The sequence below is a fragment of the Enterobacter cancerogenus genome (assembly GCF_019047785.1).
In the GTDB taxonomy this organism is placed as follows: Bacteria; Pseudomonadota; Gammaproteobacteria; order Enterobacterales; family Enterobacteriaceae; genus Enterobacter; species Enterobacter cancerogenus.
Genome location: NZ_CP077290.1, coordinates 1884519 through 1910624 on the forward strand (window position 1 = coordinate 1884519; position 26106 = coordinate 1910624).

21 protein-coding genes and 1 riboswitch are annotated in these 26106 nt (G+C 57.8%); of the genes, 16 read left to right on the top strand and 5 right to left on the bottom strand.

The features are described 5' to 3' along the window. Positions 1-28 precede the first annotated feature (28 nt). Positions 29-181: a glucose uptake inhibitor SgrT gene (sgrT, locus tag I6L58_RS08850; RefSeq protein WP_042319274.1), complete on the bottom strand. Its 153-nt coding sequence runs from the start codon at positions 179-181 to the stop codon at positions 29-31. Positions 182-269: 88 nt separating this feature from the next. Here sgrT and sgrR point away from each other — a divergent pair, with 88 nt between their 5' ends. The 4 genes from sgrR (at position 270) to thiQ (ending at position 5348) form a co-directional block, all read left to right on the top strand. Then, positions 270-1925: an HTH-type transcriptional regulator SgrR gene (gene sgrR, locus I6L58_RS08855; protein WP_088208859.1), complete on the top strand. Its 1656-nt coding sequence runs from the start codon at positions 270-272 to the stop codon at positions 1923-1925. 36 nt (positions 1926-1961) lie between these two features. Next, a riboswitch (TPP riboswitch) is annotated at positions 1962-2062 on the top strand. A gap of 31 nt (positions 2063-2093) precedes the next feature. After that, positions 2094-3077, top strand: a complete 984-nt coding sequence (thiB, locus tag I6L58_RS08860) for a thiamine ABC transporter substrate binding subunit (protein WP_088208858.1) — start codon at positions 2094-2096, stop codon at positions 3075-3077. Then, on the top strand, positions 3053-4663 hold the full coding sequence (thiP, locus tag I6L58_RS08865) for a thiamine/thiamine pyrophosphate ABC transporter permease ThiP (RefSeq protein WP_088208857.1): 1611 nt from the start codon (positions 3053-3055) through the stop codon (positions 4661-4663). The genes thiB and thiP overlap by 25 nt, the downstream gene beginning before the upstream one ends. Then, the gene (gene thiQ / locus I6L58_RS08870) at positions 4647-5348 is read left to right on the top strand and encodes a thiamine ABC transporter ATP-binding protein ThiQ (RefSeq protein WP_006173887.1); all 702 of its coding nucleotides are present in this window, start codon (positions 4647-4649) and stop codon (positions 5346-5348) included. Before thiP ends, thiQ begins: the two co-directional genes overlap by 17 nt. A 31-nt stretch (positions 5349-5379) precedes the next feature. Here the strand turns inward: thiQ and I6L58_RS08875 are convergent, their stop codons facing one another. Both I6L58_RS08875 and araC read right to left on the bottom strand, forming a co-directional pair. Then, positions 5380-6147, bottom strand: coding sequence for a DedA family protein (locus I6L58_RS08875; protein WP_006173888.1), 768 nt, complete (start codon positions 6145-6147; stop codon positions 5380-5382). Between the two features lie 128 nt (positions 6148-6275). Then, positions 6276-7121, bottom strand: a complete 846-nt coding sequence (gene araC / locus I6L58_RS08880; protein WP_006173890.1) for an arabinose operon transcriptional regulator AraC — start codon at positions 7119-7121, stop codon at positions 6276-6278. A gap of 335 nt (positions 7122-7456) precedes the next feature. Here araC and araB point away from each other — a divergent pair, with 335 nt between their 5' ends. The 6 genes from araB (at position 7457) to rluA (ending at position 17691) form a co-directional block, all read left to right on the top strand. Continuing rightward, the gene (gene araB, locus I6L58_RS08885) at positions 7457-9166 is read left to right on the top strand and encodes a ribulokinase (protein ID WP_088208856.1); all 1710 of its coding nucleotides are present in this window, start codon (positions 7457-7459) and stop codon (positions 9164-9166) included. Positions 9167-9175: 9 nt separating this feature from the next. Further along, on the top strand, positions 9176-10678 hold the full coding sequence (gene araA, locus I6L58_RS08890) for an L-arabinose isomerase (RefSeq protein WP_088208855.1): 1503 nt from the start codon (positions 9176-9178) through the stop codon (positions 10676-10678). Between the two features lie 84 nt (positions 10679-10762). After that, the gene (araD, locus tag I6L58_RS08895) at positions 10763-11458 is read left to right on the top strand and encodes an L-ribulose-5-phosphate 4-epimerase (protein ID WP_006173897.1); all 696 of its coding nucleotides are present in this window, start codon (positions 10763-10765) and stop codon (positions 11456-11458) included. A 167-nt stretch (positions 11459-11625) separates the two neighbouring features. Then, entirely contained in the window at positions 11626-13983 is a 2358-nt protein-coding gene (gene polB / locus I6L58_RS08900) for a DNA polymerase II (protein WP_088208854.1), read from the top strand. 129 nt (positions 13984-14112) lie between these two features. After that, a complete protein-coding gene (rapA, locus tag I6L58_RS08905) occupies positions 14113-17019 on the top strand; it encodes an RNA polymerase-associated protein RapA (RefSeq protein ID WP_088208853.1) in 2907 nt (968 codons plus the stop codon). A gap of 12 nt (positions 17020-17031) precedes the next feature. Beyond that, positions 17032-17691, top strand: coding sequence for a bifunctional tRNA pseudouridine(32) synthase/23S rRNA pseudouridine(746) synthase RluA (gene rluA, locus I6L58_RS08910; RefSeq protein WP_088208852.1), 660 nt, complete (start codon positions 17032-17034; stop codon positions 17689-17691). Between the two features lie 32 nt (positions 17692-17723). On the opposite strand, the gene djlA is transcribed toward rluA, so the two are convergent. Then, positions 17724-18539: a co-chaperone DjlA gene (djlA, locus tag I6L58_RS08915; RefSeq protein WP_006173902.1), complete on the bottom strand. Its 816-nt coding sequence runs from the start codon at positions 18537-18539 to the stop codon at positions 17724-17726. A gap of 240 nt (positions 18540-18779) precedes the next feature. Here djlA and lptD point away from each other — a divergent pair, with 240 nt between their 5' ends. Genes lptD through apaH form a run of 6 tightly spaced genes read left to right on the top strand, consistent with a single transcriptional unit; the run spans position 18780 to position 25509 of the window. Continuing rightward, entirely contained in the window at positions 18780-21131 is a 2352-nt protein-coding gene (gene lptD, locus I6L58_RS08920; protein WP_006173904.1) for an LPS assembly protein LptD, read from the top strand. A 53-nt stretch (positions 21132-21184) separates the two neighbouring features. Then, positions 21185-22471: a peptidylprolyl isomerase SurA gene (gene surA, locus I6L58_RS08925; protein ID WP_006173906.1), complete on the top strand. Its 1287-nt coding sequence runs from the start codon at positions 21185-21187 to the stop codon at positions 22469-22471. Further along, complete coding sequence (gene pdxA, locus I6L58_RS08930) at positions 22471-23457, top strand: 4-hydroxythreonine-4-phosphate dehydrogenase PdxA (protein ID WP_088208851.1); 987 nt, start codon at positions 22471-22473, stop codon at positions 23455-23457. Before surA ends, pdxA begins: the two co-directional genes overlap by 1 nt. After that, positions 23454-24275 carry a 16S rRNA (adenine(1518)-N(6)/adenine(1519)-N(6))-dimethyltransferase RsmA gene (gene rsmA, locus I6L58_RS08935; protein WP_088208850.1) on the top strand — a complete coding sequence of 274 codons (822 nt, stop codon included), beginning with the start codon at positions 23454-23456 and terminating at the stop codon, positions 24273-24275. The genes pdxA and rsmA overlap by 4 nt, the downstream gene beginning before the upstream one ends. Positions 24276-24278: 3 nt before the next feature. Next, positions 24279-24656: a Co2+/Mg2+ efflux protein ApaG gene (gene apaG / locus I6L58_RS08940; RefSeq protein ID WP_006173911.1), complete on the top strand. Its 378-nt coding sequence runs from the start codon at positions 24279-24281 to the stop codon at positions 24654-24656. 4 nt (positions 24657-24660) lie between these two features. After that, positions 24661-25509: a bis(5'-nucleosyl)-tetraphosphatase (symmetrical) ApaH gene (gene apaH / locus I6L58_RS08945; protein ID WP_088208849.1), complete on the top strand. Its 849-nt coding sequence runs from the start codon at positions 24661-24663 to the stop codon at positions 25507-25509. 36 nt (positions 25510-25545) lie between these two features. On the opposite strand, the gene folA is transcribed toward apaH, so the two are convergent. Next, entirely contained in the window at positions 25546-26025 is a 480-nt protein-coding gene (gene folA, locus I6L58_RS08950; RefSeq protein WP_006173915.1) for a type 3 dihydrofolate reductase, read from the bottom strand. Positions 26026-26106: the final 81 nt, after the last annotated feature.

Below are 26106 nucleotides of genomic sequence, written 5' to 3' on the forward strand. Positions count from 1 at the left end.
ATACTCAGTCACACATGATCGAGGCGAGTTAGCGAGAAGAGGTCGATTTCGTAACGTCCCACTGCATCAGTTCTTCAAGCATTTTCAGCCGTTGCTCTGCACACTGGCGGGCCAGCCAGGACACACCCTGTGTCGCTAAAAAATACTGTTGATAAAACTGACGTGCGGTAGACCTCTTCATAATTTACCTCCTCGCTTCATCAGGGAGAATTATTGGCTTAATATAGGGATAAATAAATTGCTGATTTTTTGTCAGGAGTTCCCCTTTTATGCCGTCCGGTCGTCTGCAACAACAATTCATTCGCCTCTGGCAGTGCTGCGAGGGCCAGTCGCAGGAGACCACGCTTAACGAGCTGGCTGATTTGCTTAACTGTTCCCGACGCCATATGCGCACGCTGCTCAACACCATGCAGCAGCAGGGCTGGCTAAACTGGGAAGCAGAAGCCGGACGCGGCAAGCGCTCGCGTCTGACCTTTCTCTATACCGGCCTCGCCTTGCAGCAGCAGCGGGCGGAGGATCTGCTGGAGCAGGACAGAATCGATCAGCTGGTGCAACTGGTCGGTGACAAGGCGGCGGTGCGCCAGATGCTGGTCTCGCATCTCGGGCGGAGCTTCCGCCAGGGCCGTCACATTCTGCGGGTGCTGTACTACCGTCCGATGAAAAATCTGTTACCGGGAAGCGCCTTACGCCGCTCGGAAACGCACATGGCGCGGCAGATTTTCAGCGGCCTGACGCGCATAAATGAGGAAAACGGGGAACTCGAAGCCGATATTGCGCACCACTGGCAACAGCTTTCTCCGCGCCACTGGCGCTTCTTTTTACGTCCCGGCATCCATTTCCATCACGGTCGCGAGCTGGAGATGAGCGACGTTATTGCCTCGTTAGAACGCGCCCGCAAGCTGCCGCTCTATTCGCATATCACCCGTCTTCATTCACCGACGGCCTGGACGCTGGATATTGAACTGTCGCAGCCGGATCAATGGCTCCCCTGGCTGCTGGGCTATGTGCCATCGATGATTTTGCCCGCCGAATGGGAATCACTGAACAACTTTGCCAGCCTGCCAATCGGCACCGGCCCGTACGCCGTTTCCCGCAATAACAGTAACCAGCTCAAGATCCGCGCCTTTGATGACTACTTTGGCTACCGGGCGTTAATCGACGAGGTGAACGTCTGGGTACTGCCGGATATCACTGAAGAGCTGAGCGTGGGGCTGACGCTGGAAGGCCCGATGACCGGGGAAAAAGCCGTGGAGAGTCGCCTCGAAGAGGGCTGCTACTATCTGCTGTTCGACAGCCGCACCCACCGCGGTGCAAACCTGGAGGTTCGCCAGTGGATCAGCCACGTTCTTGCCCCCGCGAACCTGATTTATCACGCGGAAGAGCAGTACCAGTCGTGGTGGTTCCCGGCGTATGGGCTGCTTCCCCGCTGGCACCACGCGCGCCCGGTGCACGCTGAAAAGCCTGCCGGGCTGGAGTCCATCACCCTGACATTCTATCGCGAGCACGTCGAGCACCGGTTTATCGCCAGAATCATGCACCGGCTGCTCGCCGCCGTGGGGGTGACGCTGGAGATCAAAGAGGTCGATTATGACGAATGGCATCGCGGCGAGGTGGTCAGCGACATCTGGCTGAACAGCGCTAACTTCACGCTGCCGCTTGATTTCTCGCTCTTCTCGCATCTTTATGAAGTGCCGCTGATCCAGCACTGTATCAACCGGGACTGGCAGCAGGACGCCGCCCAGTGGCGGGCGGGCGAAATGAATCTGGCCGTCTGGTGCCAGCAGCTGATGGCGGAGCAGGCAATCGTTCCGCTGATCCACCACTGGCTGATGATTCAGGGGCAACGCAGTATGCGCGGCCTGCGGATGAATACCCTCGGCTGGTTTGATTTTAAATCCGCCTGGTTTGCGCCGCCGGAACCATAACGCTTTCGAAATATTCACCAAATCATTACAATGCTGTCGTTCTCAACGGGGTGCTGCATCACTGATGTGCGCTGAGATAATACCCGTCGAACCTGATCCGGATAACGCCGGCGAAGGGATTTGAGGCTGTCGCTCAAAATCCTTTGCCACTCAACTTTGAGGTGCAAAGTGTTAAAAAAAGTTCTTCCCCTGCTGGCGCTGTTTGCGCTGCCTGCGTTTGCTAAGCCCGTTCTGACGGTCTACACCTACGACTCCTTCTCTGCCGACTGGGGCCCAGGCCCGGTGGTGAAAAAAGCCTTTGAAGCCGACTGCGGCTGCGAGCTGAAATTCGTGGCGCTGGAAGACGGCGTCTCGCTGCTGAACCGTCTGCGTATGGAAGGTAAAAACAGCAAAGCCGACGTCGTGCTGGGCCTCGATAACAACCTGCTGGATGCGGCCACGCAAACGAAGCTCTTTGCCAAAAGCGGCGTCGCGGCAGAGGCCGTTAACGTGCCGGGCGGCTGGAAAAACGACACCTTCGTGCCGTTCGACTACGGCTACTTCGCGTTTGTATATGACAAAAACAAGCTCAAGAATCCGCCAAAAAGCCTGAAGGAGCTGGTTGAAAGCGACCAGAAATGGCGCGTGATTTATGAAGATCCGCGCACCAGCACCCCCGGGCTTGGCCTGCTGCTGTGGATGCAAAAAGTCTACGGCGATAAAGCGCCTGACGCGTGGCAGAAACTGGCCGCCAAAACCGTTACCGTGACCAAGGGCTGGAGCGAGGCTTACGGCCTGTTCCTGAAAGGGGAAAGCGATCTGGTGCTGAGCTACACCACCTCTCCGGCCTACCACATTATCAGCGAGAAGAAAGATAACTACGCCGCCGCCGATTTTGCCGAAGGCCATTATCTGCAGGTGGAAGTCGCCGCGCGTACCGCCGCGAGCAAACAGCCGGAGCTGGCTGAGAAGTTCCTGAAATTTATGATCTCCCCTGCGTTCCAGAATGCCATTCCGACGGGCAACTGGATGTACCCGGTTATCGACGTGACGCTGCCCGCTGGCTTTGACACCTTGACCAAACCGCAAACCGCGCTGGAATTTACACCGCAGCAGGTTGCCGCAGAGCGCGGTACATGGGTAAGTGAATGGCAACGCGCCGTCAGCCGCTGATCCCTGGCTGGTTACTCCCCGGGCTACTCGCCGCCATGCTGATGGTGACGGTCAGCCTGGGTGCCTTTCTTGCGCTGTGGCTGAACGCGCCCGAGGGCGACCTGCTCGCGCTCTGGCATGACAGCTATCTCTGGCACGTCGTCCGCTTCTCCTTCTGGCAGGCGTTTCTCTCGTCGATGCTCTCGGTGGTGCCGGCCATTTTCCTGGCTCGCGCGCTCTATCGCCGACGTTTCCCCGGCAGACAGGCGCTGCTGCGCCTGTGCGCCATGACGTTGATTCTGCCCGTGCTGGTGGCAGTGTTCGGGATCCTGAGCGTCTATGGCCGCCAGGGCTGGCTCTCCTCGCTGTCTGGTCTGCTAGGCCTGGAGTGGACCTTCTCCCCTTACGGGCTGCAGGGCATTCTGCTGGCGCACATCTTTTTTAATATGCCGATGGCAACCCGGCTCTTTTTACAGGCGCTGGAGGCCATTCCGGGCGAGCAGCGGCAGATTGCCGCCCAGCTCGGGATGCGAGGCTGGTCGTTCTTCCGCTTCGTGGAGTGGCCGTGGCTGCGCCGCCAGATCCCGCCCGTTGCCGCGCTTATCTTTATGCTCTGCTTCGCCAGCTTCGCCACCGTGCTCTCCCTCGGCGGTGGCCCGCTGGCCACCACCATTGAGCTGGCGATTTATCAGGCCCTGAGTTACGACTACGATCCCGGGCGTGCCGCGCTACTGGCAATCGTGCAGATGATGTGCTGCCTGGCGCTGGTTCTTCTGAGCCAGCGCTTAAGCAAAGCCATTCCTCCCGGCAGCAATCAAATTGCGGGCTGGCGCGATCCGCAGGACAGCACGCACAGCCGCATTACGGACGGCATTCTGATTGTGATGGCGCTGATGCTGATGCTCCCGCCGCTGATCGCGGTTGTCGTCGATGGCTTAAATCCGGCGATGGCGTCCGTGCTGCAGCAGCCGGTTCTGTGGCAGGCGACGTGGACCTCGCTGCGCATCGCGCTGGCCGCCGGTCTGCTGTGCGTCGTTCTGACCATGATGCTGCTCTGGAGCAGCCGCGAACTGTACGCCCGCCATGCACGCAAGGCCGGGCAAGCCCTTGAGCTGACGGGGATGTTGATCCTCGCGATGCCGGGGATCGTGCTGGCGACGGGCTTCTTTTTACTCTTTAACAGCACCGTCGGCCTGCCAGAAAGCGCAGACGGTATCGTGATTTTTACCAACGCCCTGATGGCCATTCCGTATGCGCTCAAGGTGCTGGAAAACCCGATGCGCGATATCAACAGCCGCTACGGTTTGCTGTGTCAGTCGCTGGGAATGCAGGGCTGGCGTCGGATAAACGTCGTCGAACTGCGCGCGCTGAAGCGCCCGCTGGCCCAGGCGCTGGCCTTCGCCTGCGTGCTGTCGATTGGGGATTTCGGCGTCGTCGCCCTCTTCGGCAATGACGATTTCCGCACGCTACCGTTCTGGCTGTATCAGCAAATTGGCTCTTACCGTAGCCAGGACGGGGCTGTCACCGCGCTATTACTGCTGCTGCTGTGCTTTGCGTTATTTACCGTTATCGAAAAAATCCCGGGGCGTGATGTTAAAACTGACTGATGTAACCTGGCTGTACCAGCATCTGCCGATGCGTTTCACGCTGTCCGTTCGACAGGGCGAAATGATTGCAGTCCTTGGCCCGAGCGGTGCCGGGAAGAGTACGTTGCTCAACCTGATTGCCGGTTTTCTGCAACCGGCCAGCGGGTCAATCATGATTGAAAACCGGGACCATACCCGCACACCCCCGGCAAAGCGCCCGGTGTCGATGCTGTTTCAGGAAAATAACCTGTTCACGCATCTGACCGTGCGACAAAACATCGCCCTGGGGATGAACCCGGGCATGAAGCTGAACGATGCACAGCGTCATAAGCTTGATACGATCGCCGCCCAGATGGGGATCGCCGACTTCATCGACAGGCTGCCCGGCGAACTGTCCGGCGGCCAGCGTCAGCGGGTCGCACTGGCGCGCTGCCTGGTTCGCGAGCAGCCGGTGCTGCTGCTGGATGAGCCGTTTTCGGCGCTCGACCCGGCCCTGCGTCAGGAGATGCTCGCGCTGGTGCAGGACGTCTGCCAGCGCCAGCAGCTCACGATGCTTATGGTATCCCATAGCATTGAAGATGCGGCGCGGATTGCGCAGCGATCGGTGGTGGTCGCCGAGGGGCGGATTCTGTGGGATGGGGAAACGGAAGAACTGCTGAGCGGTAGAGCGGGGGTGTCTTCACTGCTGGGTATTCATGCGGTCTGAGGCCCTCTCCCACAGGGAGAGGGAAAAAAGATTAACGGCTTACCACCTTCAGCAGGATCTCACCGTATACCGGCATCATCGGGTGGCGAATCAGCGCCACCAGTGCCACTACCGCCACACCCAGCGTCAGCGGGGCCAGCCACAGCAGGCGAGTGCGCGGCAGATAGCGCGTCAGGCGATCGGTACTGGCTTTCGCGCTGCGCCATAACCGCCAGCACAGCCATACCGCCAGCCAGAGCAGCACAGCTGTTCCCAGCAGCAGCCACTTAAACTCCCCGCTTTGCATCCCGTCAGGGATATCGATTGCCGCCCCCGCGAGGATCCCCGGCAGGAAGTAGAACGGCGGCCAGAAGACGCAGCCGATGATGTTCGGCACCACGAATTTCGCCACGGGCAGATCGAGCATGCCGGCCACCATCGGCACCAGCGGACGCGTTGGTCCGACAAAGCGCCCCACCAGAATCGTAAACATGCTGTGTTGATGCAGCGCGTGCTCGGTTTTATCCAGCAGCGCTTTGTTCTTTTTCATGAACGACCAGCGGTGCAGCGGTTTCTTAAAGCGCCAGCCCAGCCAGAAGGAGATCCAGTCTCCCAGCAAACAGCCGATGATCCCGGCCATCCACGCCTGCCAGAAATTGACCTCACCGCTGCCGATAAGCGCACCAAGCCCCGCCATCATCACGGTGCCGGGCAGGATCAGCCCCACCAGCGCCAGCGATTCCAGAAACGCCACCAGCGCCACGGCGATGAGCGAGTACATAACGGACTGGGTGATAAAATGTTCCAGCAATGCCTGCATAACTATTCCGGTCAGAAAACGAATCAGCGATTCTGCTTAGCGCCCTGCACCGCGTCAAGGCATCAATTGTCTGAATAGTTTACAGGGTGCTTTCCAGGTTCACCCGCCTGTTTATCTTTTTTTACCGTTTATTCACATCCAGCCCGAAATTCACTGGGGCTGGCACCCGTACACTTTTTAAAGACGCGGGAAAAGTAGAGCTGATCTTCAAAGCCGACGTTGCGCCCGACGGTCGCAATCGGCATCCGGGTGGTGCTCAGCAGCAGCTTCGCCTGGCTGATGCGCTGATCCTCGCGCCAGCTCAGCACGCTGACCCCCAGTTGCTGACGGAAAAGGTGCGACAAGCGTGACGGTGAAAGGCAGACATGCTGGGCGACGCTGGCGATATCAAACTGGCTGTCGGCGAGGTGATCGCTGATGTACTGGCAGGCATCGCGCACGCGGTTATCCAGCGGCGGGTTCAGCGATTCGTTGATCGCCTCCATCCGGCGCAGCAAGACCTGCTCAAGCAGGTTAATCGCCAGCAGCTCGGCGTAGCGCCCGCCGGCCTGCCCCGCCTCAATAATCTGGGCAAACAGCTCGCGGAACTGCGCCTGATGGGCCTCGTCCGGGCGATAAAAACCGGTATGCGCAAAAATGGCGGGCCACGACAGCCACTCCTGCCAGTAGGCGCGCGGGCGGAAATAGACCCACTGGTGATACCACTCTTTGGCATCCGGATGACGCCCGTAGTGGTGGATCTCTCCCGGCGGGAACAGCAGGATGTCGCCGGGCCGGCAGATAAACTGCCGATCGTTATTTTTGATAACCCCTTCACCGCGCACGGTGAGGTTCAAAATGTAGCCTTTCATTCCCAGCGGTCGATCGACGTAAAAATCAAGATACCCGTCGGCTTCAATGGGGGTTAACCCCGCCACCAGATGGGCGTTAAACGAGTATCCCGGCAACAGGGGATCGTTTTGCGTTTCGGCCATAAACTCAGTTCTCCCGGCGGTCCTGAAGGAAACCAATTGTCCATATCGTTAAAAGCAGGATAAAAATGGCCCGCGAAACGATCCTACACGCATCTCGCCGCTTTTACGTCCGCCATGTTTCAGCCTTTTCCCCTGATTTCTCCACGCTGGCGTGCAGATAAGCAGTAACAAAAGTGTCTATAAGTACGGCAGAAATGTCCACATTGATTATTTGCACGGCGTCACACTTTCAAACGTAACAGCAATTTAATCCATAAGATTAGCGGATCCTGCCTGACGATTTTTGCCCCCAGTCTCTAATGTTCTTCCATACCTGTTTTCGATGGAGCAACACCATGGCAATTGCGATTGGCCTCGACTTTGGCAGCGACTCGGTTCGCGCGCTGGCAGTGGACTGCAACACTGGCCAGGAGATAGCAACCAGCGTTGAGTGGTACCCGCGCTGGCAAGAGGGGCGCTATTGCGATGCGCCGAATAACCAGTTCCGTCACCATCCGCGGGATTACATTGAGTCGATGGAAGCGGCGATCAAAACCGTGCTGGCGGAGCTCACCGACGCCCAGCGTGCGGACGTCGTGGGCATTGGCGTGGACAGCACCGGCTCAACGCCAGCCCCCGTGGATGCCGAAGGCCGCGTGCTGGCGCTGCGCCCGGAGTTTGCCGACAACCCGAACGCCATGTTCGTGCTGTGGAAAGACCATACCGCCGTTGAAGAAGCCGAAGCCATTACCCGTTTGTGCCACCAGCCCGGCAAAACCGACTACTCGCGCTTTATTGGCGGCGTTTACTCCAGCGAATGGTTCTGGGCCAAGATCCTGCACGTGACCCGCGCAGACGCGTCAGTGGCGCAGGCGGCGGCGTCCTGGATTGAGCTTTGCGACTGGGTACCCGCCCTGCTTTCCGGCACCACACGTCCGCAGGATATCCGTCGCGGTCGCTGTAGCGCCGGGCATAAATCTCTGTGGCACGAGAGCTGGGGCGGGCTGCCGCCTGCGGCGTTCTTCGATGAGCTTGATCCGGTTATCAACAAGAGCCTGACCTACCCGCTGTTTACCGACACCTTTACCGCCGATATCCCGGTTGGCACGCTCTGTCAGGAGTGGGCGACGCGCCTTGGGCTGCCGCAAAACGTGGCGATCTCCGGCGGCGCGTTTGACTGCCATATGGGTGCGGTCGGCGCCGGTGCGCAGCCAAACACCCTGGTGAAAGTCATAGGCACCTCAACCTGCGACATCCTGATGGCCGATAAAGCCAGCGTGGGTGACCGCGCGGTGAAAGGCATTTGCGGCCAGGTTGATGGCAGCGTCGTGCCGGACCTTATCGGCCTTGAGGCGGGCCAGTCGGCCTTTGGCGATATCTACGCCTGGTTTGGCCGCGTGCTGGGCTGGCCGCTGGATCGGCTGGCAGCCACGCATCCTGAACTGAAAGCGCAGATTTCTGAAAGCAAAAAGCAGCTACTGCCGCAGCTTACGGAAGCCTGGGCAACGAACCCTTCTCTTGATCATCTTCCGGTGGTACTCGACTGGTTTAACGGTCGCCGCACGCCGTTTGCAAATCAGCGCCTGAAAGGGGTGATTACCGATCTCAACCTGGCGACCGACGCGCCCGCGCTGTTTGGCGGCCTGATTGCGGCGACCGCCTTTGGTGCCCGCGCCATTATGGAGTGTTTCACAGAGCAGGGTATCGACGTCGACAACGTGATGGCGCTCGGCGGCATCGCCCGTAAAAACCCGGTGATCATGCAGGCCTGCTGCGACGTTCTGAATCGTCCGCTGCAGATTGTGGCCTCCGATCAGTGCTGCGCGCTTGGCGCGGCGATTTTTGCCGCCGTAGCCGCAGGCGTTCACGCGGATATTCCGGCGGCACAAACACACATGGCGAGCGCGGTGGAAAGTACGCTCCAGCCGCATCCTCAGCAGGCGCAGCGCTTCGAACAGCTTTACCAGCGCTACCAGCAGTGGGCGAAAAGCGCCGAACTTCACTATCTCCCTGTCGCCGCCCCGGCTAAAAACGCCGCGGATGCTACGGCAACCCTGACTCATTAAGGACACGATATGACCCTGTTTAATAACTATGAAGTGTGGTTTGTCATTGGCAGCCAGCATCTGTACGGGCCGGAAGCGCTGCAGCAGGTCACGAAACATGCGGAGCACGTCGTCAACGCGCTGAACGCGGAAGCCAAACTGCCGTGCAGGCTGGTGCTGAAACCGCTCGGCACCACGCCGGACGAGATCACCAATATCTGCCGCGACGCGAACTACGATGATAAATGCGCCGGGCTGGTCGTGTGGCTGCACACCTTCTCCCCGGCCAAAATGTGGATCAACGGCCTGTCGATTCTTAACAAACCGCTGATGCAGTTCCACACCCAGTTCAACGCGTCTCTGCCGTGGGACAGCATCGACATGGACTTTATGAACCTGAACCAGACCGCACACGGCGGCCGCGAGTTCGGCTTCATTGGTGCACGTATGCGCCAGCAGCACGCGGTGGTGACCGGTCACTGGCAGGATCAGAATGCGCAAAAACGTATCGGCTCATGGATGCGTCAGGCAGTGTCAAAACAGGATACCCGCCATCTGAAAGTGGTGCGTTTTGGCGACAACATGCGTGAAGTAGCGGTGACCGACGGCGATAAAGTCGCGGCGCAGATCAAGTTCGGCTTCTCGGTAAACACCTGGGCGGTTGGCGATCTGGTGCAGGTCGTCAATGAGATCACCGACGGTGACGTGAGCGCGCTGGTCGACGAGTACGAAAGCAGCTACCGCCTGACGCCCGCCGCCCAAATCAACGGTGAAAAACGCCAGAACGTGCTCGATGCCGCGCGCATTGAGCTGGGGATGAAGCGCTTCCTGGAACAGGGCGGCTTCCACGCCTTTACCACCACCTTTGAAGATCTGCACGGCCTGAAACAGCTGCCCGGCCTGGCGGTGCAACGTCTTATGCAGCAGGGCTACGGCTTTGCGGGCGAAGGCGACTGGAAAACTGCCGCTCTGCTTCGCATCATGAAGGTGATGTCAACCGGTCTGCAGGGCGGCACCTCCTTTATGGAGGACTACACCTACCACTTCGATAACGGCAACGACCTGGTGCTCGGCTCGCACATGCTGGAAGTCTGCCCGACGATCGCCGTGGAAGAGAAACCGATCCTCGACGTGCAGTATCTCGGCATTGGTGGCAAAGCGGATCCGGCTCGCCTGATCTTCAACACCCGTACCGGCCCGGCCATCAACGCCAGCCTGATCGACCTGGGCGATCGCTTCCGCCTGCTGGTCAACTGCGTGGATGCGGTCGAAACGCCGCACTCTCTGCCAAAACTGCCGGTGGCTAACGCCCTGTGGAAAGCACAGCCGGATCTGGCGACCGCGTCCGAAGCCTGGATCGTCGCCGGTGGTGCGCACCACACCGTCTTTAGTCATGCGCTGGATCTCAACGATATGCGCCAGTTCGCTGAGCTGCACGACATCGAATTGACGGTGATTGATAACGATACCCGCCTGCCAGCGTTCAAAGACGCGCTGCGCTGGAACGAAGTCTATTACGGTTCAAAACGTTAAGCCCTGTATGCCCGGTGGCGCTGCGTTTACCGCCTGCGGTTCTGTAGGCCCGATAAGCGAAGCGCCATCCGGCAGGAGATAACAATGTTAGAAGATCTCAAACGTCAGGTGCTCGACGCCAACCTGGCGCTGCCCAAACATAACCTGGTGACCCTGACCTGGGGCAACGTCAGCGCCGTCGATCGCGATAAAGGGGTTTTGGTGATCAAACCCTCCGGCGTGGATTACACGCTAATGACCGCCGACGACATGGTGGTCGTCAGCCTCACCACCGGTGAGGTGGTGGAAGGGACGAAAAAGCCCTCCTCCGATACCCCAACCCATCGCCTGCTGTACCAGGCATTCCCGACTATCGGCGGGATTGTGCATACCCACTCACGCCACGCGACCATCTGGGCGCAGGCGGGCCAGTCGATTCCGGCCACAGGCACCACGCACGCGGACTACTTTTACGGTTCGATTCCCTGCACGCGCCTGATGACCGATGCGGAAATTGGCGGTGAGTATGAGTGGGAGACCGGTAACGTCATTGTTGAAACCTTTGAAAAACAGGGTATCGACGCGGCACAGATGCCGGGCGTGCTGGTCCACTCTCACGGTCCGTTCGCATGGGGCAAGAATGCCGAAGATGCCGTACATAACGCGATTGTGCTGGAAGAGGTGGCCTATATGGGCATCTTCTGCCGCCAGCTGGCGCCGCAGTTGCCGGATATGCAGCAAACCCTGCTGGATAAACATTACCTGCGCAAGCACGGCGCGAAGGCGTATTACGGGCAGTAATCCTCACCCTAAGCCTCTCCCAAAGGGAGAGGGGATTTTACGCACCCTCTCCCTTTGGGAGAGGGCTGGGGTGAGGGGAAATCACGCGCAATAACTGTATAAAACCCCAGCAAAACCACCTCAACCAGGCTATAATCAAGCCTGGTTTTGTTTTATGGGATAACGCCGTGGCGCAGGCGCAAGAAGGCTTTTTACTGACCCGACACTGGCGGGATACCCCTCAGGGGACTGAAGTGGATTTTTGGCTGGCAACGGACAGCGGTCCGCTGCAGGTCACGCTGCCACCACAGGAGTCCGTGGCCTTTATCCCTGCAGCCCAGGTTGAGAAAGTTAAACAGCTGCTGCGCGGCGAAAACAACTGGCGTATCACCCCGCTTGAGCTGAAAGATTTTCACCGCCAGCCGGTGTACGGCCTTTACTGCCGCGCACACCGTCAGCTAATGCGCTATGAAAAGCTGCTGCGCGAGGCGGGCGTGACGCTGTATGAAGCCGATATCCGCCCGCCGGAGCGTTTCCTGATGGAGCGGTTTATCACTGCTCCCGTCTGGGTCGATGGCACCCTGCAAAACGGCAGGCTCGTGAATGCCCGCCTGAAGCCCCACCCCGACTATCGCCCACCGCTCAAATGGGTCTCTCTGGATATCGAAACCACCCGCCACGGTGAGCTTTACTGCATCGGCCTTGAAGGCTGCGGCCAGCGCGTTGTCTATATGCTGGGGCCGCCAAACGGCGATGCGTCCCGGCTCGATTTCCAGCTTGAGTACGTCACCAGCCGCCCACAGCTGCTGGAGAAGCTGAATCAGTGGTTTGCCGAGCACGATCCGGACGTACTCATCGGCTGGAACGTGGTGCAGTTCGATCTGCGCGTTTTGCAAAAGCACGCCGAGCGCTACCGTATCCCGCTGATGCTGGGGCGCGGCAATAGCGAACTGGAGTGGCGCGAGCACGGTTTCAAGAACGGTGTGTTCTTCGCTCAGGCCACAGGTCGGCTGATTATTGACGGTATCGATGCGCTGAAATCCGCCTTCTGGAGCTTCCCGTCGTTTTCGCTGGAAGCGGTGGCGCAGGCGCTGCTGGGCGAAGGGAAATCCATCGACAACCCGTGGGACAGGATGGATGAAATTGAGCGGCGCTTTAACGAAGATAAACCGGCGCTGGCCACCTATAACCTGAAAGACTGTGAGCTGGTCACCCGCATTTTCCATAAAACGGAGATCATGCCGTTCCTGCTGGAGCGCGCGTCGGTGAACGGCCTGGCCGTCGACCGGCACGGTGGTTCGGTGGCCGCGTTCAGCCACCTCTATTTCCCGCGGATGCACCGGGCAGGCTATGTCGCGCCAAACCTCGGTGACGTGCCGCCGCAGGCCAGCCCCGGCGGCTACGTAATGGATTCCCGTCCGGGTCTTTATGACTCGGTTCTGGTACTGGATTATAAAAGCCTTTATCCGTCGATCATTCGCACCTTCCTGATTGACCCGGTCGGGCTGGTGGAGGGCATGGCGCAACCGGACGATGCGCACAGCACCGAAGGCTATCTTGGGGCGCGCTTCTCGCGTGAGACGCACTGCCTGCCGGATATTGTCGGTAAAATCTGGCACGGGCGCGACGATGCCAAACGTCACGGCAATAAGCCCCTTTCTCAGGCGCTGAAAATCATCATGAACGCCTTTTACGGCGTGCTGGGCACCAGCGCCTGCCGCTTCTTCGACCCGCGTCTGGCGTCGTCGATTACCATGCGCGGGCACGACATCATGCGCCAGACCAAAGCGCTGATTGAATCCCAGGGCTATGACGTGATCTACGGTGATACCGACTCGACGTTTGTCTGGTTAAAGGGGCCGCATTCGGAAGACGAGGCCGCGCGTATCGGCAAACGGCTGGTGGCTCTTGTGAACGACTGGTGGCGTGAAACGTTGCAAAAAGAGCGGTTAACCAGCGCGTTAGAGCTGGAATTTGAAACTCATTTCGCGCGGTTCTTGATGCCCACCATCCGCGGCACCGACCAGGGGAGCAAAAAGCGCTATGCCGGGCTTATCCAGGAGGGCGACACGCAGCGCATGGTCTTTAAAGGGCTGGAGACGGTGCGCACCGACTGGACGCCGCTGGCGCAGCAGTTCCAGCAAACGCTCTATCTGCGGATATTTCGCAATGAGCCGTATCAGGACTATGTGCGCGAGACCATTGCCAGCCTGATGGCCGGCGAACTGGACAGCCAACTGGTCTATCGTAAACGCCTGCGCCGCCCGCTGGCAGAGTATCAGCGTAACGTGCCTCCACACGTGCGCGCCGCGCGCCTTGCGGATGAAGAGAACGTTAAGCGGGGCCGCGCGCCGCAGTATCAAAACCGCGGTTCCATCAAATACGTCTGGACCACCAGCGGCCCGGAACCGGTGGATTACCAGCGATCGCCCCTGGATTATGAGCATTATCTGACGCGTCAGCTTCAGCCGGTTGCCGAGGGAATTATGCCCTTCCTGGACGACGATTTTGCTACACTAGTGACAGGACAACTTGGGCTATTTTGACGCGTGACGAAATCGTTGCCATCCAGTACCATAGCGCCCTTTCCATTCCCGGACCCATTTTTCACTGGCCGTCATTCTGCGACGGCGGTTGAACTATTGCCTGCAATTAAAGATTAGAGCCGAACAAATATGCCTTTTACACTTGGTCAACGCTGGATCAGCGATACAGAAAGCGAACTTGGATTAGGAACCGTAGTAGCGGTTGACGCGCGCATGGTTACCCTCCTTTTCCCGGCCACCGGTGAAAACCGCCTGTACGCTCGCAATGACTCTCCTGTGACCCGCGTGATGTTCAATCCGGGTGACACCGTGACCAGCCACGATGGCTGGCAGCTCAAGGTCGAAGACGTAAAAGAAGAGAATGGACTGCTTGCCTATATTGGTACGCGTCTGGATACGGATGAATCCAATGTCATCCTGCGCGAGGTGCTCCTCGACAGCAAGCTGGTGTTCAGCAAGCCGCAGGACCGCCTGTTCGCCGGGCAAATCGACCGCATGGACCGCTTCTCGCTGCGCTATCGCGCGCGTAAGTTCCAGAGCGAACAGTACCGTATGCCGTGGAGCGGGCTGCGCGGCCAGCGTACCAGCCTGATCCCGCACCAGTTAAACATCGCCCATGACGTGGGCCGTCGCCATGCGCCGCGCGTGCTGCTGGCAGATGAAGTGGGTCTGGGGAAAACCATCGAAGCCGGGATGATCCTGCATCAGCAGCTGCTCTCCGGGGCGGCAGAGCGCGTACTCATCGTCGTTCCTGAAACTTTGCAGCACCAGTGGCTGGTCGAAATGCTGCGCCGCTTCAACCTGCGCTTCTCGCTGTTTGACGACGAGCGCTACGCTGAAGCGCAGCACGATGCGGATAACCCGTTCGAAACCGAACAGCTGGTGATCTGCTCTCTGGACTTTGTGCGCCGCAGCAAGCAGCGCCTTGAGCACCTGTGCGATGCCGAGTGGGACCTGATGGTCGTCGACGAAGCGCACCACCTGGTCTGGAGCGAAAATGCGCCCAGCCGCGAATATATGGCCATTGAACAGCTCGCCGAGCGCGTGCCAGGCGTCCTGCTGCTGACCGCAACGCCGGAGCAGCTGGGTCTGGAGAGCCACTTCGCCCGCCTGCGTCTGCTCGATCCGAACCGTTTTCACGATTTCGGGCAGTTTGTCGAAGAGCAGCAAAACTACCGTCCGGTGGCGGATGCCGTCGCCCTGCTGCTGGCGGGTAAACGTCTGTCCAACGATGAGCTGAATACCCTGAGCGAGCTGATTGGTGAGCAGGACATCGAACCGCTGCTGAAGGCCGCCAACAGCGAGGGCGATAACGCCGAGCCTGCGCGCCAGGAGCTGGTCTCCATGCTGATGGACCGCCACGGCACCAGCCGCGTGCTGTTCCGTAACACCCGTCACGGCGTGAAGGGCTTCCCGAAACGCGAACTGCACACCATCAAGCTGCCGCTGCCAACCCAGTACCAGACGGCCATTAAGGTCTCCGGCATTATGGGCGCGCGTAAAAGCGCCGAAGATCGCGCGCGCGATATGCTCTATCCGGAACAGATTTACCAGGAATTTGAAGGCGATACCGGAACCTGGTGGAACTTCGATCCGCGCGTTGAGTGGCTGATGGGCTACCTGACCGCGCACCGTTCCCAGAAGGTGCTGGTGATTTGCGCCAAAGCCGCAACGGCGCTTCAGCTGGAGCAGGTTCTGCGCGAACGCGAAGGGATTCGTGCCGCCGTGTTCCACGAAGGCATGTCCATCGTCGAGCGCGACCGCGCGGCGGCCTGGTTTGGTGAAGAGGACAGTGGCGCGCAGGTGCTGCTCTGTTCTGAGATCGGTTCTGAAGGCCGAAACTTCCAGTTCGCCAGCAACCTGGTGATGTTCGATCTGCCGTTTAACCCGGATCTGCTGGAACAGCGTATTGGTCGTCTGGATCGTATTGGCCAGGCGCATGATATTCAGATCCACGTGCCTTACCTGGAAAAAACCGCTCAGTCCGTACTGGTGCGCTGGTTCCACGAAGGTCTGGACGCGTTTGAACATACCTGCCCAACTGGCCGGGCCATTTACGATCAGGTTCATTCCGATCTGATCGGCTATCTGACAGCGCCGGAAAACACGGACGGTTTTGACGATCTGATCACATCCTGCCGCGAACAGCACGAGGCGCTGAAGGCCCAGCTGGAACAGGGCCGCGACCGCCTGCTGGAGATCCACTCCAACGGCGGCGAAAAAGCCCAGGCGCTTGCAGAAAGCATTGAAGAGCAGGATGACGACACCAGCCTGATCAGCTTCTCAATGAACCTGTTCGATATCGTGGGGATCAACCAGGACGATCGCGGGGAAAACATGATCGTGCTGACGCCGTCCGATCATATGCTGGTTCCGGACTTCCCGGGCCTGCCGGAAGACGGCTGCACCATTACCTTTGAGCGCGACGTGGCGCTGTCCCGCGAAGACGCGCAGTTCATCACCTGGGAACACCCGCTGATCCGCAACGGGCTGGATCTGATCCTCTCAGGCGACACCGGCAGCAGCACCATCTCCCTGCTGAAAAACAAAGCGCTGCCGGTTGGCACTCTGCTGGTCGAGCTGATCTACGTTGTGGAGGCGCAGGCGCCGAAGCAGCTGCAGCTCACTCGCTTCCTGCCGCCAACGCCGGTACGCTTGCTGCTGGACAAAAACGGCACCAACCTGGCAGGACAGGTTGAGTTCGAAAGCTTCAACCGCCAGCTGAGCGCGGTTAACCGCCATACCGGCAGCAAGCTGGTCAACGCGGTACAGCAGGACGTGCACGCCATTCTGCAGCTGGGTGAAGCCCAGGCAGAAAAAGCGGCTCGCGAACTGATTGATGCCGCGCGCAGCGAAGCCGACGAGAAGCTCTCCGCAGAGCTGTCCCGCCTGGAAGCGCTGAAGGCGGTGAACCCGAACATCCGTGACGACGAGCTGGCCGCCATTGAAAGCAACCGCCAGCAGGTGCTGGAAAGCCTGAATCAGGCCGGCTGGCGTCTGGATGCCCTGCGTCTTATCGTTGTGACGCATCAGTAACCGGAGCACAACATGGTGATGGAGCCCTACAATCCGCCGACCGATCCCTGGCTGGTCATTCTGTATCAGGATGAGCATATTATGGTGGTCAACAAGCCGAGCGGCCTCCTGTCGGTGCCGGGACGCCTGGACGAGCACAAAGACAGCGTGATGACGCGTATTCAGCGCGACTATCCGCAGGCCGAATCCGTCCATCGTCTGGATATGGCAACCAGCGGCGTGATTGTGGTGGCGCTGAATAAAGACGCCGAGCGCGAACTGAAGCGTCAGTTCCGCGAGCGTGAGCCGAAAAAGCAGTATGTCGCGCACGTGTGGGGCCACCCGGCGCAGGCGGAAGGGCTGGTAGATTTACCGCTGATCTGCGACTGGCCGAACCGGCCAAAGCAGAAGGTCTGTTATGAAACGGGCAAAGCGGCGCAAACCGAGTATGAAGTGCTGGAGTACGCCGCGGATAACACCGCGCGCGTATTGCTTAAGCCGATTACCGGGCGCTCGCACCAGTTGCGTGTGCACATGCTTGCCATGGGCCACCCGATTCTGGGTGACCGTTTCTACGCCCCGCCCGACGCGCTGGCGCTGGCGCCGCGTTTGCAGCTTCATGCGCAAACGCTGACCATCACCCATCCGGCATTTGGCAATTCGATGACGTTCAAAGCCCCGGTGGACTTCTGAATAAAAAGGCCCGACATCGTCGGGCCTTTTTATTATTTGAAACCTTTTTGCTCTTTTATCAGCTCGTACGCTTTCTGAATTTCCTGGGCTTTTTGCTTCGCCATTTCCATCATTTCCGGCGGCAAACCTTTCGCCACCAGCTTATCCGGGTGATGCTCGCTCATCAGCTTGCGGTAGGCGCGTTTGATGGTTGTTGCATCGTCCGTCGGTTTTACGCCGAGCACGTTACAGGCATCTTCCAGCGTCGGGCCACGCTGCGCCTGCTGCCAGCCTCCGCCAGAAGATTGTTGCTGGTAGCCCCCGCCGAACTGCGCCCCGCCCTGCATCATGCGCAGGAACTGATCGAACTGCATGCGCGAGATCCCCAGCTCCTCGGCAATGACGTATAAAACGTCGCGTTCGTTGGGATGGAGAGACCCGTCTGCGAACGCCGCCTGGATTTGGATCTCCAGAAACATCCGAATTAAATCAAAACGTCCGAAGCAGATGCTGCGGAACTGGCGCATTTTTTCACGCAGCGGATAGTTATCAGCCTTGCCGACACGAAACGCGTTTTGCGCCGCCAGGCGTGACTCACCGTGCAGGTTCATACGATCCATAAATACGCTGGCGATTTGGATATCCGCCTCGGTGACGCGCCCTTTTGATTTGGTTAAATGCCCCATCACCTCAAAGGTGGTGGAGAAAAAGAGTGACTGACGCTCGCGCTGGTTGGCAAACCACGCCATCTTGCGGCTGCGTGCCTTGTCAAACATGTGGCCGATAATAAGGCCGAGAACAATGCCCCAAAATCCTGCACCCATCATAATAGCGAACGCGACGCCGATTATTTTACCCCAATACTGCATATACTCCCCGAATAGTCATGTTCCTGGTTCGACGCAACTCCATCATTACAGTGGTCGAGCCACGGTCAATTGAGGGACATCGCCTATAATTTGCATTATCATACTCGTCATTCGATAGCGAGCCTAACACTCTGGCGCGCAAACGGGCAGGATTAACGCTGGTACTGCGCTGATGAGTAAGATAGTCTCTGAGCGTTTGTACGCCGTAGCCACTGATGACGGAACACTAAAATATAACGTATGAAAAAACGTATCCCCACCCTCCTGGCCACAATGATTGGCTCCGCCCTGTATAGCCATCAGGGGCTGGCAGCCGATCTTGCCTCGCAGTGTATGCTTGGCGTCCCAAGTTATAATCGCCCGCTGGTACAGGGCGATGCAAACAGCTTGCCGGTCACTATTACTGCCGACAGTTCAAAAGGCAATTATCCGGATAATGCCACCTTCACAGGTAATGTGGACATTAACCAGGGCAACAGCCGTTTGCAGGCTGACGAAGTGCAGCTGCACCAGAAGCAACCGGACGGGGCGGCAGAACCGGTGCGTACCGTGGATGCGCTGGGTAATGTGCACTACGACGATAACCAGGTCATCCTGAAAGGTCCGAAAGCCTGGTCAAACCTGAATACCAAAGATACTAACGTCTGGGAAGGCGACTACCAGATGGTGGGCCGTCAGGGGCGTGGTAATGCGGATTTGATGAAACAACGTGGTGAAAACCGCTATACCATTCTGGAAAACGGTTCATTCACCTCGTGTCTGCCAGGTTCAAACACCTGGAGCGTGGTGGGCAGCGAAGTTATCCACGACCGTGAAGAACAGGTTGCAGAGATCTGGAACGCGCGTTTTAAACTCGGCCCGGTGCCCGTGTTCTATAGCCCTTATCTGCAGCTCCCGGTGGGCGACAAGCGTCGTTCCGGCTTCCTGATCCCGAACGCCAAATACAGCACCTCGAACTACTTTGAGTTCTACCTGCCGTATTACTGGAACATCGCGCCGAACATGGACGCGACGATCACGCCGCACTATATCCACAAACGCGGCAACGTCATGTGGGAGAACGAGTTCCGTTATCTGACACAGGCAGGCGCAGGCCTGATGGAACTGGATTATCTGCCATCCGACAAAGTCTTCCAGGATGAGCATCCAACCGAAGGCGATAAACACCGCTGGATGTATTACTGGCAGCATGCCGGGGTGATGGATCAGGTGTGGCGTTTTAACATTGACTACACCAAGGTCAGCGATCCGTATTACTTCAACGACTTTGATTCCAAATACGGTTCCAGTACCGACGGTTACGCCACGCAGAAATTCAGCGTCGGTTATGCCTTACAAAACTTCAACGCCACGGTCTCCACCAAGCAGTTCCAGGTCTTTAACACCCAAACGGCAAGCACCTACGGCGCGGAGCCGCAGCTGGATGTTAACTGGTACCAGAACGATGTCGGCCCGTTCGATACCCGTATCTACGGCCAGGCCGTGCATTTCGTTAACACCAATTCGGATATGCCGGAAGCCACACGTGTTCACCTTGAACCCACGATCAATCTGCCATGGTCAAACGACTGGGCAAGCCTGAACACCGAAGCCAAGGTGATGGCGACCCACTACCAGCAGAAAAACCTGGACTGGTACAACAACCGCTATGGCACCGATCTTGAAGAGTCGGTGAACCGCGTCCTGCCGCAGTTCAAAATGGACGGTAAGCTGATCTTCGAACGTAATATGGGCCTGCTGGCAGACGGTTATACCCAGACGCTTGAGCCACGTATGCAGTATCTCTACGTGCCCTATCGCGATCAGAGCAAAATCCAGAACTACGACTCTTCATTCCTGCAGTCTGATTACAGCGGCCTGTTCCGCGACCGTACCTATGGCGGCCTTGACCGTATTGCCTCTGCAAACCAGTTAACGACCGGGGTCACATCACGCATTTATGATGATGCTGCCGTTGAACGTTTTAACGTTTCTGTAGGTCAAATCTACTACTTCACCGAGTCTCGTACCGGTGATGACGACATTAACTGGGAGAAAGACAACAAAACGGGTTCACTGGTGTGGGCAGGTGATACCTACTGGCGCATGTCCGATCGCTGGGGCTTACGTGGCGGTCTGCAGTACGACACGCGTCTCAACAACGTTGCGACGAGCAGTACGGCAATTGAATATCGCCGCGATGAAAATCGCATGATGCAGCTGACGTACCGTTATGCCAGCCCTGAATACGTTCAGGCAACGCTGCCGAACTACGCCACTGCAGATCAATATAAAGATGGGATTTCGCAGGTGGGCGGTGCAGCGAGTTGGCCTATCGCCGATCGCTGGTCAGTCGTCGGGGCTTACTACTTTGACACCAACGCCCATAAATCCGCTGACCAGATGCTGGGTCTGCAATATAACTCCTGCTGTTACGCTATTCGCGTCGGCTACGAGCGTAAGCTGAACGGCTGGGATACTCAAAACAATCAGAGCAAATACGACAACGTGATTGGCTTTAATATCGAGTTGCGCGGCCTGAGTTCCAACTACGGTCTGGGCACGCAGCAGATGCTGCGCTCGAACATTCTGCCGTACCGTAGCTCATTGTAATGTGCTTGATTTACAACGTAATCCGCTTTGCGGTTAATTGAAATGGAAAAAGTATGAAGAACTGGAAAACGCTGCTGCTCGGTGTCGCCATGGTTGCCAACACCAGCTTCGCTGCTCCCCAGGTTGTCGATAAAGTCGCAGCTGTGGTTAACAACGGCGTCGTGCTTGAAAGTGACGTTGACGGTTTGATGAAATCCGTCAAGCTCAACTCGGGCGAAGCGGGTCAACAGCTACCGGATGACGCCACGTTGCGCCACCAGATCCTGGAACGACTGATCATGGATCAGATCGTTCTGCAGATGGGTCAGAAAATGGGTGTGAAGATCTCCGACGAGCAGCTCGACCAGGCGATCGCCAATATCGCAAAGCAAAACAACATGACCCCGGACCAGATGCGCAGCCGTCTGGCCTACGATGGCATCAGCTACGCCACCTACCGCAATCAGATCCGCAAAGAGATGCTGATTTCCGAAGTGCGTAACAACGAAGTGCGCCGCCGCGTCACCATTCTGCCTCAGGAAGTGGACGCGCTGGCGAAACAGGTGGGTAATCAGAACGATGCCAGCACCGAGCTGAACCTGAGTCACATCCTCATTCCTCTTCCGGAAAACCCAACCTCCGATCAGGCAGCCGAAGCGGAAAGCCAGGCGCGCTCTATCGTTGAACAGGCACGTAACGGCGGCGATTTCGGTAAGCTTGCCATCACCTACTCTGCCGATCAGCAGGCGCTGAAAGGCGGCCAGATGGGCTGGGGACGTATTCAGGAACTGCCTTCCCTCTTTGCCCAGGCCCTGAGCACAGCGAAGAAAGGCGATATCGTCGGTCCTATCCGTTCTGGCGTGGGCTTCCACATTCTGAAGGTCAACGACCTGCGCGGTCAGAGCCAGAATATTTCCGTTACGGAAGTCCATGCTCGCCATATCCTCCTCAAGCCGTCGCCGATCATGACTGACGATCAGGCGCGTGCGAAGCTGGAACAGATTTCAGCAGACATCAAGAGCGGTAAAACCTCGTTTGCCAACGCGGCAAAAGAGTTCTCTCAGGATCCTGGCTCTGCCAATCAGGGCGGCGATCTGGGCTGGGCGGCAGCGGATATCTACGATCCGGCCTTCCGCGATGCGCTGATGAAAATGAGCAAAGGACAGATCAGTGCACCAGTGCACTCTTCCTTCGGCTGGCACCTGATTGAGTTGCTCGATACCCGCAACGTGGATAAAACCGACGCGGCGCAGAAAGACCGGGCCTATCGCATGCTGTTTAACCGTAAATTCTCTGAAGAAGCGGCAACCTGGATGCAGGAACAACGCGCCAGCGCCTACGTGAAAGTGTTGAGCAACTAATGCAACAGCACCGTGTTGTTATCACTCCCGGCGAGCCCGCCGGGATTGGTCCCGACCTTGTCGTCCAGCTTGCGCAGCGCAGCTGGCCGGTTGAACTGGTCGTCTGCGCAGATGCAACACTCTTACAAGACCGGGCAAAATTGCTCGGTCTGCCTTTACAGCTTCTCCCCTATGATGCCGGCCAGCAGCCCTCCCCCCAGAAGGCGGGGACGCTTACGCTGCTTTCCGTTCCGCTGCGTTCCCCTGTCGTACCAGGTCAGCTCAGCACGGAAAACGGCCACTACGTGGTCGATACCCTTGCTCGCGCCTGCGATGGCTGCATTAACGGCGAGTTCGCGGCGCTGATTACGGGGCCAGTGCACAAAGGCGTGATCAACGAGGCGGGAATTCCCTTTACGGGCCATACCGAGTTCTTTGAAGAGCGCTCACACAGCCCGAAAGTGGTGATGATGCTGGCAACCGAAGCGATGCGCGTCGCGCTGGTCACTACGCATCTGCCGATTAAAGCCATTCCTGACGCCATCACCCCGGAACTGCTGCGCGAGATCATCGCTATCCTGCATCACGATCTGCAAACAAAGTTCGGTATCGCGCAACCGCACGTGCTGGTGTGCGGTCTGAACCCGCACGCCGGTGAAGGCGGGCATATGGGGACCGAAGAGATCGACACCATCATTCCGGTGCTCGAGGAGATGCGGGCGCAAGGGATGAATCTGAGCGGGCCGCTGCCTGCAGACACGCTTTTCCAGCCTAAATATCTTGATAATGCCGATGCCGTGCTCGCGATGTACCACGATCAGGGCCTACCCGTGCTAAAATACCAGGGCTTTGGCCGCGGTGTGAATATCACGCTCGGTTTACCTTTTATTCGAACGTCCGTTGACCATGGTACTGCGCTGGATCTGGCAGGCCAGGGTAAAGCGGATGTCGGCAGTTTTATTACGGCGCTTAATCTCGCCATCAAAATGATTGTTAATACTCAATGACTAATCGAGTCCATCAGGGCCACTTAGCCCGTAAACGCTTCGGGCAAAACTTCCTTAACGATCAGTTCGTGATCGACAGTATTGTGTCTGCCATTAATCCGCAGAAAGGCCAGGCCATGGTCGAAATCGGCCCGGGTCTTGCCGCGCTGACCGAACCCGTAGGCGAACGCTTAGACGAGCTGACCGTTATCGAACTGGACCGCGATCTGGCCGCGCGCCTGCAAACGCATCCGTTCCTCGGGCCAAAGCTGACGATTTATCAGCAGGATGCCATGACCATGGACTTTGGCGAACTGTCAAAGAAAATGGGCCAGCCGCTGCGCGTATTCGGTAACCTGCCGTACAACATCTCCACGCCGCTGATGTTCCACCTGTTTAGCTATACTGATGCCATTGCCGACATGCACTTCATGTTGCAAAAAGAGGTGGTGAATCGTCTGGTTGCGGGGCCGAACAGTAAAGCGTATGGTCGTTTAAGCGTGATGGCACAATATTTCTGCAACGTGATCCCGGTACTCGAAGTGCCGCCGACCGCGTTCACGCCGCCGCCAAAAGTCGATTCTGCGGTTGTGCGCCTTGTGCCGCATAAAACGATGCCGTACCCGGTTAAAGAACTGCGCGTACTGAGCCGCATCACTACGGAAGCCTTTAACCAGCGCCGTAAAACGATTCGTAACAGCCTTGGCAATTTGTTTACCGTTGACGTGCTGGCTGAGTTGGGCATCGACCCAACCATGCGTGCGGAGAACATCTCCGTAGAGCAGTACTGCAAGCTGGCTAATTACATCAGCGACAATGCGCCGCCGAAGGAGAGCTAAGCCATGATTGATTCGCCCCGCGTATGTGTTCATGTACAAAGCGTCTACATTGAGTCCCAGTCCACGCCGGATGATGACCGTTTTGTCTTTGCGTACACCGTAACCATTCGCAATCTGGGGCGGATGCCTGTGCAACTGCGCGGGCGTTACTGGCTTATCACCAACGGCAATGGCCGTGAAACAGAAGTCCAGGGGGAAGGTGTGGTCGGTGAACAGCCGCACATCGCCCCTGGCGAAGAGTACCAATACACCAGCGGTGCAGTCATTGAAACGCCGATGGGTACCATGCAGGGCCATTATGAAATGGTCGATGCCGACGGCAACGCATTCCGCGTTGCTATTCCTGTGTTCCGTCTCGCCGTAACCACACTCATTCATTAATCTAATGTCTACATATCTGATTGGCGACGTTCACGGTTGTTACGATGAACTGATCGCCCTGTTAAAACAGGTCGACTTCGTGCCCGGGCAGGATACGCTCTGGCTCACCGGCGATTTAGTCGCGCGTGGCCCCGGCTCGCTTGACGTGCTGCGCTACGTCAAATCGCTGGGCGACAGCGTTCGAATGGTGCTGGGTAATCACGATCTGCATCTGCTGGCGGTCTACGCCGGGATTAGCCGCAATAAGCCTAAAGACCGCCTCTCTCCGCTGCTGGACGCCCCGGATGCCGACGAGTTGCTCAACTGGCTGCGTCGCCAGCCGCTGCTGCAGATCGATGAAGAGAAAAAGCTGGTGATGGCGCATGCCGGGATCACGCCGCAGTGGGATATCGAGACTGCAAAAACCTGCGCCCGCGACGCCGAAGCGGTGCTGGCGAGCGACTCTTACCCGTTCTTTCTCGATGCCATGTACGGCGATATGCCGAATAACTGGAGCGACGATCTCAGCGGCCTCGCGCGTTTGCGTTTTATCACTAATGCTTTCACACGCATGCGTTTCTGCTTCCCGAACGGGCAGCTGGATATGTACTGTAAAGAGACGCCTGAAAGTGCCCCTGCGCCGCTTAAACCCTGGTTCGCCATTCCGGGGCCGGTCACGCAAGACTACAGCGTCGTGTTTGGTCACTGGGCGTCACTGGAAGGAAAAGGCACGCCGGAGGGCATTTACGCTCTGGATACGGGATGCTGCTGGGGTGGCGATTTGACGTGTCTGCGCTGGGAAGATAAAACCTATTTTGTGCAGCCGTCCAACCGACAGCTGAACACAGGAGAAGGTGAGGCGGTCGCCTCCTGACGTTTGAAACCCTCTCCGGAAGGAGAGGGTTATCGCTTAACGACGTTCCAGAATCTCGAAGCAGTAGCTATGCGAATTCTGTGCATCAGCGTCGTGGAATTCACTGAACACCGACTCCCACTCGTCCGGATCGTAATCCGGGAAATGGGTGTCCCCTTCCACTTCCGCATCAATGTGGGTCAGATACAGCTTCTGCGCTTTTGGCAGGAACTGCTCATACACACGCCCACCGCCGATCACCATGATCTCTTCGGCATCGCCACACGCGGCAATCGCTTCGTCGACGGATTTTACCCATTCAACGCGATCGTCCGTGCCCGGCTGGCTGCTGATAACGATATTTTTACGGCCCGGTAATGGACGACCGATTGACTCCCAGGTCAGGCGGCCCATCACTACCGGCTTGTTCAACGTCGTACGTTTAAACCATGCGAGATCGGCAGGCAGGTTCCACGGCATGGCATTCTCCATGCCGATAACGCGGTCTACCGCCAGCGCTGCAATCAGACTGATCATTAAAAATTTCCCGGATACAAAAAATTGCCGCCACTATACGGAAAGCTTAATCTTTCGTCGACTGGCGGCAGGGTAAAGGAA